The sequence below is a fragment of the Paenibacillus sp. 01T422 genome, assembly GCF_056398785.1.
Map to the genome: position 1 here is coordinate 1 of NZ_JBFTQB010000058.1, position 13210 is coordinate 13210.

11 protein-coding genes are annotated in these 13210 nt (G+C 48.5%); 10 read left to right on the plus strand and 1 reads right to left on the minus strand.

Annotated features, from left to right (window positions below):
* Positions 1-43 precede the first annotated feature (43 nt).
* From arfA to AC1DUA_RS05340, 3 genes are all read left to right on the plus strand, one after another.
* On the plus strand, positions 44-1555 hold the full coding sequence (gene arfA / locus AC1DUA_RS05330) for an arabinosylfuranosidase ArfA (protein ID WP_477498730.1): 1512 nt from the start codon (positions 44-46) through the stop codon (positions 1553-1555).
* A gap of 233 nt (positions 1556-1788) precedes the next feature.
* The gene (locus AC1DUA_RS05335; protein WP_477498731.1) at positions 1789-2118 is read left to right on the plus strand and encodes a c-type cytochrome; all 330 of its coding nucleotides are present in this window, start codon (positions 1789-1791) and stop codon (positions 2116-2118) included.
* Between the two features lie 97 nt (positions 2119-2215).
* Positions 2216-4243, plus strand: coding sequence for an LTA synthase family protein (locus AC1DUA_RS05340; RefSeq protein WP_477498732.1), 2028 nt, complete (start codon positions 2216-2218; stop codon positions 4241-4243).
* A 388-nt stretch (positions 4244-4631) separates the two neighbouring features.
* Here the strand turns inward: AC1DUA_RS05340 and AC1DUA_RS05345 are convergent, their stop codons facing one another.
* Positions 4632-4892 carry a hypothetical protein gene (locus AC1DUA_RS05345; protein WP_477498733.1) on the minus strand — a complete coding sequence of 87 codons (261 nt, stop codon included), beginning with the start codon at positions 4890-4892 and terminating at the stop codon, positions 4632-4634.
* Positions 4893-5062: 170 nt separating this feature from the next.
* On the opposite strand from AC1DUA_RS05345, the gene AC1DUA_RS05350 reads away from it, so the two are divergent.
* From AC1DUA_RS05350 to AC1DUA_RS05380, 7 genes are all read left to right on the plus strand, one after another.
* Positions 5063-5839, plus strand: a complete 777-nt coding sequence (locus tag AC1DUA_RS05350; RefSeq protein ID WP_477498734.1) for an ABC transporter permease — start codon at positions 5063-5065, stop codon at positions 5837-5839.
* Complete coding sequence (locus tag AC1DUA_RS05355) at positions 5836-6627, plus strand: ABC transporter permease (RefSeq protein ID WP_477498735.1); 792 nt, start codon at positions 5836-5838, stop codon at positions 6625-6627. Before AC1DUA_RS05350 ends, AC1DUA_RS05355 begins: the two co-directional genes overlap by 4 nt.
* A 32-nt stretch (positions 6628-6659) precedes the next feature.
* Positions 6660-7631: an ABC transporter ATP-binding protein gene (locus AC1DUA_RS05360; protein ID WP_477498736.1), complete on the plus strand. Its 972-nt coding sequence runs from the start codon at positions 6660-6662 to the stop codon at positions 7629-7631.
* Positions 7632-7647: 16 nt separating this feature from the next.
* A complete protein-coding gene (gene helD / locus AC1DUA_RS05365) occupies positions 7648-9945 on the plus strand; it encodes an RNA polymerase recycling motor HelD (protein WP_477498737.1) in 2298 nt (765 codons plus the stop codon).
* Positions 9946-10083: 138 nt separating this feature from the next.
* On the plus strand, positions 10084-11181 hold the full coding sequence (locus AC1DUA_RS05370) for an endospore germination permease (protein ID WP_477498738.1): 1098 nt from the start codon (positions 10084-10086) through the stop codon (positions 11179-11181).
* Positions 11178-12629 carry a spore germination protein gene (locus AC1DUA_RS05375; RefSeq protein WP_477498739.1) on the plus strand — a complete coding sequence of 484 codons (1452 nt, stop codon included), beginning with the start codon at positions 11178-11180 and terminating at the stop codon, positions 12627-12629. Before AC1DUA_RS05370 ends, AC1DUA_RS05375 begins: the two co-directional genes overlap by 4 nt.
* Positions 12626-13210 (plus strand): Ger(x)C family spore germination protein (locus AC1DUA_RS05380; RefSeq protein ID WP_477498740.1); only part of this gene is annotated, 585 nt, incomplete at its 3' end. The genes AC1DUA_RS05375 and AC1DUA_RS05380, both read left to right, overlap by 4 nt.

Sequence of the window (13210 nt, forward strand, 5' to 3'; positions counted from 1 at the left end):
AATTGATTTATATTTTTATTAATTATACGACGAGGTGAAGACAATGTCCATGAAAGCAAGCATGATTGTCGACAAAGATTTCAAAATAGGAGAAGTAGATTCTCGTATTTATGGCTCGTTTATTGAACATTTGGGACGCGCTGTATATGGCGGCATTTATGAACCTGGGCATCCGCAGGCGGATGAGCAGGGATTTCGCGCGGACGTAATGGAACTGGTCAAAGGGCTGGATGTGCCTATCGTACGTTATCCGGGAGGTAACTTTGTATCCGGTTACAATTGGGAGGACGGTATTGGACCAATAGATCAGCGCAAGAAAAGACTGGATCTAGCCTGGCGCACGATTGAGCCTAACTTGGTGGGACTTAACGAATTCATGGATTGGTGCCGCAAGGCGAACACCGAGGCGATGATGGCGGTTAACCTAGGAACTCGTGGACCGGACGCGGCCAGAGATATTATTGAATATTCCAATATCACAGGCGGTACATACTGGAGCGATTTGCGGATCTCCCACGGGTACAAGGCGCCTCATAACATCAAAACCTGGTGCTTAGGCAATGAAATGGACGGTCCATGGCAAATTGGAGCCAAAACAGCTGCAGAATACGGGCGCACAGCCTGCGAAACAGCCAAAGTCATGAAGTGGGTCGATCCTACGATTGAGCTGGTAGCTTGCGGCAGTTCGAGCTTGACGATGTCGACCTTCCCAGACTGGGAAGCGACGGTCCTTGATCATACCTATAATCATGTTGATTATATTTCCCTGCATCAGTACTACGGCAATCGAGATAAGGATTCCTCGAATTTCTTGGCACAATCCATGGGTATGGATAGTTTTATCAATACTGTAATCTCAACAGCAGACTATGTTCAGGCCAAAAAACGCGGCAAAAAGAAAATTAACCTTTCTTTTGACGAATGGAATGTCTGGTATCACTCTAATGAAGCTGACCGTAAAATCGAGCCTTGGTCCATCGCTCCTCCGCAGCTCGAAGATATTTATAATCATGAGGATGCGCTCCTCGTAGGGTGTATGCTGATTTCGATGCTTAAGCGTGCGGATCGCGTCAAAATGGCATGCTTAGCGCAGCTCGTCAACGTTATTGCGCCAATTATGACGGCTAACGGCGGAGCAGCGTGGAAGCAAACGATCTATTATCCCTACATGCACGCAAGCTTGTTCGGGCGCGGAACGGTTCTAGTGCCACTCATTAAATCGCCTAAATATGATGCCAAAGATTATACGGATGTGCCTTATTTGGAGGCAGTTGCTGTTCATAATGAAGAGAAGTCTGAAGTAACGATCTTCGCGGTTAACCGCCATTTGTCGGACGCGCTTCCGCTTGAGTTGGATCTTCGCAGCTTCGGCGCATGTCAGGTTACCCAACACATCGTGCTGGAGAGTGACGATTTGAAAGCCGCGAATACGATAGACGCCCATGATCGTGTCAAACCGCACAATGGCGGCGATGCGGCGGTGGATTCGAATGATCAAATTCACGCAACCCTTGGGAAAGCGTCTTGGAACGTGATTCGGTTGAAACTGGCTTAGGTTCATTAGCTAGTCATTAAGCAATTAGACATGGTAAGGAGCACATGCTTCTGCCATGTCTTTATGTTGTTCTATTCAAGCATTTTTTACATCTTCTTTACAAAATAAATCGACCTTGCGTTTCACATACTATGACCAATCAGCTGCAGAAGTCTTTCCGGATTGCGATTTCTTTATTTTGCAGGCCATGCTCTGGTATGATGGAGGGAAATCATTCTTAAGGAGTTTCCTGTATGAAAATAAAGCTGCTGCTGATGGGCATGATCCTTTTATCTTTGGGGTTGACGGCCTGTGGAAATGGAAATAAACAACAAAATAACGCACTGACTACACCTGCACAAGCCGATCCACATAAGGTTTACCAAAACTTTTGCATCTCTTGTCATGGTAATCAATTACAGGGCGGAGAGGGTCCCAACATTCAAAAAGTCGGAGAACGTTTGACGGAAGATGAGATCATAAAGCGCATCCAAAAGGGTGGTGGTGGGATGCCGCCGTTCCAAGTCGCGCTCAAAGAAGAGGAATTGAAGGTGTTGGCTGCATGGTTGGCAGGTCTCAAGTAGAGGGAATAAATGGGTACCCTAAGGTTCCTTTAAGGTTATCTACATATTTTCTTCACAATTGGGGTTTAGAATAGGGGCAAGAGGAGAGTGATGCAATATGCACTTGAATTTGAAGCCCCGGAGCCGTCTTCGCAAGAAGCCGAATAAGAAGATGAGACCACAACGACTGGGTGCGACGATTTCGTTAGTACTTTTTTTAATCCTATTACCTGTATTATCAGTAGCCGGCATGGAGCTACTCGAGCGCGGCTCGCTGCATGATACGATGACTTGGATTACGTCCAATCAATCGCTTTTTTTATTAAATGCTGGAATCACCTTTTGTTTACTTATTTTTATTTATGCTTTGGTGGGATCTTTAGCGATCTCAGGAGCAATATCGACCTTACTTTTAGGCCTTATGGCTATCATTTCTTACATGAAGGTGACAATGATTGGGGAGCCATTCTTTCCATGGGATATTTTGCTTAACAAAGAAAGTATGGATATTGCCTCGCTTGTGACGGGTAAAGCCGCGCTGATAAGGATCGGAGCCATCATTGTCTCGATTATTGTCGTACTTGCTTTAAGATGGATTATTCCACGTGCCACAATTCCTATTATCTCAAGAATTGGTTTAGGGCTGTTCTCGCTCTATGCCTTATACGCTTTTGGGATCAAAACACCGTTGGCAGGTAAAATTCTGGACCATATTGGCGTGAATGAAATTGTCTGGAATCAACAAGAAAATTACGCGAATAATGGGACGGCGCTCGCTTTTACACTCAACGTCAAGAATTCCATCGTTCAAAAGCCGGAAACTTACAGTAATGAGTCCATTGGGGCTGTAGCGGCAAATATTGAGCAAGTATCCAGTACACAACCAGCTATGAAAAAGGCATCCGTCGATACACTGCAAGGGAAGAAGCCGAATGTTATCTTCATTATGAGCGAGGCATTCTGGGACCCGACCTTACTGACGAATGTGAAATTCAGTGAAGACCCGCTGCCTACGATCCACCGTCTGCAGAAAGAGTCGACTTCCGGTTACCTGTTATCTCCTCAATTCGGTGGGGGAACAAGCRACGTAGAGTTCGAAGTGCTCACAGGTAATTCTATGAGCTTCCTCCCAGGAGGATCTATCCCGTATCAGCAATATGTAAGTAAACCAGTTCCGAGTTTAGCGAGCTATTTTGCCAGTCAGGGTTATAAAAGCATGGGGATTCACTCCTACGAAGGCTGGTTCTGGGATCGTAACTCCGTCTATAAACAGCTTGGTTTTGAATCTTTCAAAAGCAGCGAGCATTTCGTGAATCCAGAAACGAAGGGTTACTTCATCTCGGATGCCGAAGTGTCTCGAAACATTATCGATGAAGTTGATAAAACAGAAGATCCGATGTTTATTTATACCGTTACTATGCAAAATCACGGTCCTTACGATGATCCGCGGTACGGTGAGAATCAGTTCAAGGCGGAAGGCAATTTGACGCCGCAAGCCAAAACGATTTTGGAAACTTACACCCAAGGTGCGCATGATGCAGATCAAAGTCTGCAAATGCTCATTGATCATTATCAAAATTCGGATGAACCTACGATGATTGTCTTCTACGGGGACCATCTGCCGATGCTTGGCCTCGACTACCAAGTGTACAAAGAAGCCGGGTTCATCTCCACGAGCAACGCCAATGCATGGTCACTGGAAGAAGTGAAGAAAATGCATAGCATTCCGCTAGTAACTTGGTCGAATTTCGATATGCCCAAGCAGGATATTCCGCTGCTCAGCGATTCCTTCTTAGGTTCTCACGTTCTGGATATGCTGCATATGGAGAAACCGGCTAACTTCGCTCTGAACGCGGAAATAGCCGCGCAAGTGCCTGGATTGTTGAGCAATCTGGTTGTGGATCAGGACCAAACGCTTCATGCGCAGGCACCTGATTCAGCCAAAGCACTCATTGACGATTACAGGAACGTCCAATATGATCTCCTCTTCGGCAAGCAATATTTGGCCGGATACGTGGACCATGAGTATTTAACGAAGGCATCGCAGCCTAGTTACAATGCCGAGTTTGATCAGTCTGACACGAAACTTCGGGCAACGGGGGAGAGCAGTAGTCCTCCGGAAGCTAAGCCTGTGAGCGCACAGTAAATCATAAATGAGGGGCTTCCAAAAAGTAGATAAATCTACTTGATGGCGGCCCCTCTTTTCTTTTAATTGGACTTATTCTCAAAAAAATCCGGGCAGTAGCTGCAGCCAGTGGCAGAATAACGGACCGTAGCCCCGCCACAGGTGGAAAATGTGCTTTTAACCCTTTGGGGTACACTCGATGGTGGTACAAGATGTAAAAAGTGCAGTAAATTCGCACCTAAACCAGCTATAGAAACGGAATGATGTAAAAAGTACATCAAATATAGCGACATTGCTCTATTTTCGATGGTATCGATGATATTAACTGCACAAAATGCATGATTATCTCCGAAACCATCGATAATACGAAAATTTGCTGCACTTTTTACATCAAATTAGGAAATGTTCGCTACGATTTCCCCTTGCGCGTCATCTCCGCAAGAGCAACCCACTGCTCCTCGGTCACCTCGAGCAGATCGTTGCGGCGCCCTGCAGAAAGTGGCAGAACAACGAACCGTAGCCCCGCCACAGATGGAAAATGTGCTTTTTCAGAGAAATGGTGGACCTCAAGCTGCCGTACATCAGGGCCATTGTGGATACTTTTTTTAGGATTCGATGATATGTCCGTGTCATCCAGTGCTGAACCTAGATCAAGGGGCTGATCCCTCAAGGTCTATTGACCTTTTGACCTTTTGGGATAGCCACTTTTACTGCAATCTCCCCTTTACAAAAAAAGTATTGCCATCCATAGGGTAATTTTGGTAATATGAAACTCCGTCTCTACGCTGCGGCTGCAGTGGAAAATCGTTTTTTTGTACGAAAAAACATAGGAGGTGTACGATGCTTTTCGCGGTTTTAGCCCGTAAGGCATACGCAAGGAATTTGCAGTATCGCGGTTCACATTTGCTCCACAATGCGGTCAGTGCGGTGTTTGGCTTCATTTATGCAAGTATTTGGTCGGGACTCGGGAGCGACTCCTCGCTCGGCGACTACGGAGCCAAAGGGATGGTCGGCTACATTGCTTTTAACCAAGCGATCCTATGGATTACACAATTTACGACGAACGGACTAGGACTCGAGCAGTCGGTACGCACAGGTCAGATTGCGGTTGATCTCATGAGACCCGTTCACTTGTTCTACCAGGCCATGAGCAGGGAATGGGGCCAAATATGGTACCAGTTTCTGTATAAATTTATCCCGATTTACGTCCTCTACTTTTTCATTTTCTCCTTACAGCTTCCACACAAGGCTTCGGTTTACGGCTGGACAGTGATTGCGCTGGTTGCAGCAGCCTATATCTCCATTTGCATGAACTATTTGATCGGCATTGCAGCCTTATGGACCACGGAATCCCGTTGGTTTTACTGGTTGAACTACTCCTTCAGCATGCTGCTCTCTGGATTCTTCATTCCGCTAGAATGGCTGCCGGGTTGGCTTCGCATTATAAGTAATTTCACACCTTATCCGTATCTTCTCTACTATCCAACTCGTATTTACATGCAGCTTGAACAAGGCACAATCGTGCTCGGAGCTCTACTTTGGGGCATCGGGTTTACTTGTGTCTGTATAGCCGTTACGCATGCGGTGCGAAGAAAGCTGGAGGTGCAGGGAGGATGATGTCAGCTAAGCTCTATCTCCTGCTGATCAAGGCGAGTTTACACAGCCGGATGCAGTATAAGTTTAACTTTATTTTCTCAATGGCCATGGCCTCATGCATACAGATTTCCGAATTTCTCATGGTGGCGCTAGTGATGATGCGTTTCGGCAATATCAAAGGTTGGACGCTCTATGAAGTCTGCTATCTCTATGGCGTCATGATGATCTCCAAAGCGATTTACCGTACGTTAGCTTCTGATGTGCATCATTTGGAAAAATATCTCGTATCCGGTGACCTGGATGCGTTATTAACGCGCCCTGTTCCCGTGCTGCTGGCGCTGATGACTCAGAATTCCCGTATTCTCTTCGCTGAAATTGCGCAGGGTATCGTCTTACTAGTTATTGCAATGCGAGCACTTATGGCTAACGGGCAGATCGAGTGGTCAGCCGTTCCGTTAACGGCATTAATTATCTGCACGGGAGCGGTTATTTTATTCGCGATCGGGCTGGCTACGGCGGCTGCGGGCTTTTGGCTGACACGTATCGAGTCCTTACAAAATATGACGGAGGACGCTTCTCAAACAGCGGCTCGCTATCCGCTTACGTTATATCCGAAATGGCTGCAAGGCGCTCTGCTAATGCTTGTACCAGTAGGCTTCGTAAACTACATACCAACTTTATATTTATTGAGACATGAAGTCGGCATCGGAATGCTGCTGGGAACCGTGGGTGTCGCTTGCGCTGCGCTCTGGCTGGCTATGAGATTCTGGAAACTGGGCTTATCTCGCTATCAGAGTACAGGAAGTTAATATCGTTTATATAAAGGAGGGAAGGCATCAACATGATAACGGTCACGAATTTGCGCAAAACTTTTCAAACCCCAGTCGTCCAAGAAGGCAGGTTTTCAGGTGTCCGCACCTTGTTCTCGCGGGCCTACAAAGAAAAAGAAGCTGTACGAGATCTCAGCTTTGAGATTGAATCCGGCGAGTTCGTCGGGTATATTGGACCTAATGGAGCGGGAAAATCAACGACCATCAAGATGCTGACCGGCATCCTGCATCCAACATCGGGTGAAGTGCTGATCCATGGTTTAAGTCCGCAAAAGCACCGAAGGCGCGTCGTAGGCAAGCTTGGCGTCGTGTTCGGGCAGCGCAGCCAGCTGTGGTGGGATTTGCCTGTTAAGGATTCCTATGAAATTCTAACAGCGATGTATCGCGTAGAGGAGAGCACCTCACGCCGCAGGTTAGATGAGTTGAGTGAGCTCCTGGAGCTTAAAGAACTGATGGATATGCCGGTTCGCAAGCTGTCACTCGGTCAGCGGATGCGTGCTGATCTGGCGGCATCCATGCTGCATGATCCGGATATTTTATTCCTCGATGAACCTACGATTGGGCTGGATGTTGTAGCCAAAAAGAACATTCGTGGCTTCTTGCAGACGTTAAATCAGGAGTTTGGGAAAACAATTTTGCTAACGACGCATGACATGGATGATATCGAGCAGTTATGCAAAAGGGTGATCGTGGTAAATCACGGTCAGATCGGATATGACGGCTCGCTGGATACACTAAGAGACAGAATCGGGTTGCCAACGATGATGAAAATCACGTATCGTGGGGAGATCAAAGTGCCAGAGAGCTGGGAGCTGCCTTTTCGCGTAGTAGAACAGGAGGCGAGCGTGCTGACGATCGCCTGCAACCGCCAAGAGCTGAAAGCGATGGACGTGCTGCGGATTGTCAGTCTCTGGGGCGATATGGACGATGTACATATGGAAGAGCCTGAGTTTGAAGAAGTCATCCACGGGGTATACAAATAGGCAGGAGGGAGAATAAATGCCAATTAATAAAGAAGAACGGGAGCGGGAAGATCAGCGTGTTGCCTCTGTACGCTCCCAAATTAAAGAGCGAATTATTGTCCTAGGGGAGACGGTGGATCAACGCCGCTCGGAAGTAACAGAGATTGGACGCAGCTTCTGGGACGATATCTCCGTCAATGCGGACAATGCGGATGACGTAATCGAGACAGCAGCGAGTATGGCCCAGCAGGAGCATGTGCTGATGGGTCAGAAGCGCAGCTTTCAGGTGGCGCAGGATGCGCTGTACAAACTGCAGCGCGTCGTTGATGCGCCGTATTTCGCGCGTATTGATTTCCAGGAACGCGGCGAGCAGGAGCGGGAGAAGATTTACATTGGTCTAACCTCCTTCATTGATCCGGATACAGATGAAATACTCATCTATGACTGGCGCGCACCGATAGCCAGCTTATTCTATGATTACCCGCCGGGGCCAGCCACGTATCACACGCCGGAGATGGATGTCAGCGGTGAGCTGCTGCTCAAGCGCCAATACATCATTAAAGCCGGCGAGTTGCAGGATGTGTTCGACACCGGGATCTCGATCGGCGACGAGATGCTGCAGAAGATGCTCAGCCGCAGCGCCGACGAGAAGATGCACAGCATCGTGACGACGATTCAGCGCGAGCAGAACCAGATCATCCGCGATGATCGGCACAAGGTGCTTGTCGTGCAGGGCGCAGCTGGCAGCGGCAAAACCTCGGTCGCGCTGCAGCGCATCGCGTATTTGCTCTACAAATATCGGACGACGCTGAGCGCTGATAATATGATCTTGTTCTCGCCGAACTCGCTGTTCAGCGATTACGTCTCGCACGTTCTTCCAGAGCTGGGCGAGGCGACCATGCAGCAGACGACCTTTCAAGATTATTTAACACATAAACTAAGCGACACAGGGTTAAAGCTCGAAGACCCCTACGATCAGTTGGAATTTATTCTGACCGGCACGGAGGAAGATCCTGGCTATAAAGCACGGCTACAAAGCATACCGTACAAAACGTCGGCAGCCTTCCTCAGCGTCATTGAGGCTTATGGCGAGAAGCTGAAGAACGGGGGTATCCGCTTCCTTGATCTATCCGTTGGCCAGAAAGTGCTGATTACCGCTGAAGAGTTGAGTGAACGTTTCTACGGCAAGAAATCGATTCTCGCGCTCGGAGAACGTATGGAGCAATTGTCCGAGTGGATGCTGGAGAAGCTGGATGAGATTCAAGCGGATGCGCAGAAACGTTTCTATCGTAAAATGGTGCGCGAGCCCAAATATGTAGGCACGGAACCAGAGATGAAGAAAATGAGCAAAATGAAGGCGCACAAAGCAATCGCCCCTCTCAAGGAGAAGGCGCGCAGCCTTAGTTACGTCGACGTACTCGGCATGTACCGTGATCTATATACGAACAAAGAGCTGCATCAGGAACTGACGGCCCAGGCTGGCCAGCAGCTTCCCGAGGCTTGGGAGAGCATCAGCTCTTTCACTTCGGCGGCATTGGAACAAGGGATTTTGCACTACGAGGATGCGACGCCGCTTGTGTATCTGAAGGGGCTTGTAGAAGGGCAGCTGCGCGTTGGAACGATTCGCTACTGTCTGGTCGATGAAGCACAAGATTACTCGCCGTTCCACTACGCGTATCTTAAGAAGCTGTTCCCACGGGCCCGGTTCACACTGCTGGGCGACTGGAACCAAGGGATATTCACGCACGCGAACGCCGCTAGCGAGGATGGCGAAGGGCCTAAGAACGAGTACAGCTCGATCAGCGAGCTGATGAAAGAAGAGGAGACGGAGACGATCCGTCTCGTCAAGAGCTACCGTTCGACGCGCGAAATCGTCGAATTCGCGAGCCGTGTACTGCCGTTCGGCGAGCCGATCGAGCCGTTCAGTCGCAGCGGCGAGGAGCCGCGTCTGCTGCGTGCGGCCAGCGAGACCGAGCTCTGCCGCTTGGTCGCGGATACGGTGCTGACCCGTCAAAGCGGCGGTGCTAGCTCCGTCGCGATCCTGTGCAAGACCGAGCGCGAGACGGAAGCCGCGCACGCAGCCCTTAAGCCGCTGCTGCCTGGCCTCGCGCGGATCACGAAGGAGACGCTGCACTATGAGGCAGGCGTCATGATCATGCCAGCGTACCTCGCCAAAGGGCTCGAGTTCGACGCCGTCATCCTCTACGATGCCGGTGCGGCTGTCTACGCGGAGGCGAAGGAGCGCAAGTTGTTTTACACGGCTTGCACCCGTGCGCTGCATCACCTGGATGTCTGCTATCTAGGTGAATTGACACCTTTTCTCCCGCAGAATTAGTCTCGACAGTTGAAGATACCGCCCTTCGAATCATTCGGAGGGCGGTTTTGGTATGTCCTGATCTTGCATAATTCTACCTGAATTGGAAAGCTTAACAGATAAAAGTTTCCACCTAATACCAAAGTGGGAGATTACCTTATGGCTGCACATTATAGGAAAATTACTGCGCTTCAGTTGTATTACGTCATTATTATTTCGATTGCCATAACGAATCATGTACTCCTAATCCCTGTGCTGCTGCATTACGGTAAGCGGGATTCCTGGGTGGGGGCAGGCTTATCTGTCGTGCCTACATTATTGTGGGTATGTCTTATGTTTATTGTGATCAGGCGCACTAAACAGCAGAATTTACTGCTATGGATAGGACAGAGATATGGGAATTTCGTTGTATTTATTCTAAAAGTGGTCGTCATTGGCATCGCCATGACACATGCGACCATTACCATGGAGGATATGGTGACATGGACGCACATCTCCTATTTGCCGCGGACCCCGCCGATCATGATCTCCTTGGCGTTTATGATCTTTTGCTTTTTTGCCGCCCGTGAAGGGATGCGGGCCATCGCGATCACCTCGGGCATTTTGCTCCCCGTGGTTGTTCTGCTCGGCTATTTTGTGATGGGCGCAAATTTTCAATACAAAGACTACGGCTTGCTTACGCCCTTATTTACACATGGGTATGGACCTGCTCTGAAATCGATGTATTTAACCAGTGGTTCTTCTTTTGAACTGTTAAGTATTGTATTCCTTCAGCATCATGCAGATACCCGCATTCGGCTACCGGCTTTACTCATTGTTGGGGCTTGCATAGTAGGACTAACTGTCGGGCCATTAATGGGGGCCATTGCGATTTTTGGGCCGTTTGAAGCGGACGAATTAAGGTATCCGGCTTTTGAACAATGGCGGATGGTGACGCTTGGGAAATATATTTCCCATCTGGATTTTTTATCGATTTTCCAGTGGATATCGGGTGCGTGCATTCGTATGTCCATGCTGATGTTTCTTTCCGTTGATGTGCTGATGCTTAAAAAGAAACGTACCCGAACGCTGCTTTTAATCGTGATGAGTGGATTTTTCGTTACGATGTGCCTGCTGCCGATTACGGACAATCAAATGGTACATTTTATCCAAGCTTGGTATTACCCTATGATGTTTGTTACCGGTGCAGGTTTGCTTTTTGTTCTGATTGTGCTGACCATCCTGCCGGCGAGGCGAAAGGAGAAGGTGATGAAGTGAACGAGCATGATTTGCGGGAATGGTTTGCCTCCTCAGGCGATGTCATCATCAAGACATATACGCTATCGGATGTAGATGCTGGTCACAAGGTACTGATGATGTATTGCGACGGGATGATCAATAAGGACCATATCGAAGAGCGTGTGCTTCCTAAGCTCCAGCACATCATTACYCATAAGCAAGATAGGGACATTTCCGAGCTTGATCTTCCTRCCATGCTGCAAATGCAAGAATGGTCCGGGCCTGACGCCATAGATATCATGACGGTCAATCTGTATGCAGGGTTCCTTGTCGTGTTCTTTGAAGATCAGGAGCGCCTCTTTGGGCTCGATTTGTCTAATCCGCCTAACCGATCGCCGGAAGAATCCAACACGGAAACCTCCATCAAAGGGCCGAGAGACGGATTCACGGAAAGCGTCGTCACGAATATAGCGCTGATTCGCAAGAGGCTGTTAACCCGTAGTCTATGTTGTGAAAAAATGGAAATCGGTAAACGAAGCCACACAACCGTAGCTCTTATGTATTTAGATGATGTCATCGATTCGGATATCCTTCAGGATGCCAGACGACGGCTGCAGAACATTGATGTGGATGCGCTAATTTCCAGCGCGCAGCTGGAGGAACTGTTAACCGAGCAAAAATACAACTTCTTTCCCCTGCTGGATTATGCGGGAAGACCGGATTACGTAGCCGACACCTTGCTCCGCGGGCGATTCGCTGTCATCGTGGACGGCTCGCCGATGGCCCTAATAGCTCCGGCGAACCTCATGTTTATTTTGAAATCACCGGAAGATGTGCATTCTCCCTTTTACTATGTAGCGTTCGAACGAGTGTTACGTTTGGGGGGCTTGGTCGTTGCCACGTTTCTTCCTGGTTTCTGGATCTCGCTTTCTGCCTTTAATCTCGAACAGATTCCGTTTCCATTAGTCGCTACCATCTCGTCATCTAGACTGGGATTGCCGTTATCGGGTCCACTGGATTTTATTATTATGTTGCTCCTGTTCGAATTATTTCGAGAAGCTGGCGCGAGGCTGCCAAAAGTCGTCGGACAAACCGTTACCGTTGTTGGAGGGCTGATCGTTGGCGACGCGGCGATTCGCTCTGGTATCACCAGTCCGACGACCCTTGTTATAACCTCAATATCGACCATAGCCATGTATACGCTCGTGAACCAGACACTTGCTGGGATCGTGACCATTTTGCGGGTGATTATTTTATTGGAATCGACGATTTTTGGGATCTATGGCTTCATGGTGTCATTGATCGGGCTTGTTTTATACATGTCGACCTTAGAGTCATTCGGTGTTCCGTATTTGTCGCCATTGTCGCCACCTCGCTTCCAAGAGATGATTTCTGCCATCTTCGCCAAGCCTTTCGCCAGTAGGAATAGCAGGCCTAAGATGCTGAGCACGAAGGACGATACGCGTCAGAATGAGGATCATCAATGATTATGAAACGACTAGGTTGGACGATAGCATGCGTACTGATTCTCATCAGTCAGACAGGCTGTTGGGATATCAAAACAATTCAAGACACGAACTACTTTACGGCTATAGGCTTCGATTATCAAAATGGGCGCTATGTTGTCTATGCACAGATGTTGGATTTCAGCTCTGTTGCCAAACAGGAGGGGGGCAAAGCTGGGCAGCCACCGCAGATTTGGGTGGGGCGTGAAGAGGGAGCGACGGTTAACGAAGCTTTCAATCGGTTCTACAAAACGACGCAGCAGCGTGTTTTTTGGGGACATGTCAGTGCCTATTTGTTCTCCGGAGAGGCGCTGAAGCAAGGAATTGGTAAATTTATGGACGGGTCCGTTCGCTACAGTGAAACGAGATTTACCCAATGGATCTATAGTACAGATGAGTCAATTGAAGCTATTTTCTCGGTTGTTCCTTTTTTTAATATCTCTCCTATGGCGTCCATATTGATGAACCCTATTGAGAATTATCGCCAACTCTCCATGATACGTCCGTTCCGATTGTACAGGGCAGCCGCTTTGATTCGTGAACCTGGCTACACGTTGATGTGC

Coding starts and splice junctions, on each gene's coding strand:
- arfA (WP_477498730.1), top strand. CDS start 44: ATGTCCATGAAAGCAAGCATGATTGTCGACAAAGATTTCAAAATAGGA.
- AC1DUA_RS05335 (WP_477498731.1), top strand. CDS start 1,789: ATGAAAATAAAGCTGCTGCTGATGGGCATGATCCTTTTATCTTTGGGG.
- AC1DUA_RS05350 (WP_477498734.1), top strand. CDS start 5,063: ATGCTTTTCGCGGTTTTAGCCCGTAAGGCATACGCAAGGAATTTGCAG.
- AC1DUA_RS05355 (WP_477498735.1), top strand. CDS start 5,836: ATGATGTCAGCTAAGCTCTATCTCCTGCTGATCAAGGCGAGTTTACAC.
- AC1DUA_RS05360 (WP_477498736.1), top strand. CDS start 6,660: ATGATAACGGTCACGAATTTGCGCAAAACTTTTCAAACCCCAGTCGTC.
- helD (WP_477498737.1), top strand. CDS start 7,648: ATGCCAATTAATAAAGAAGAACGGGAGCGGGAAGATCAGCGTGTTGCC.
- AC1DUA_RS05370 (WP_477498738.1), top strand. CDS start 10,084: ATGGCTGCACATTATAGGAAAATTACTGCGCTTCAGTTGTATTACGTC.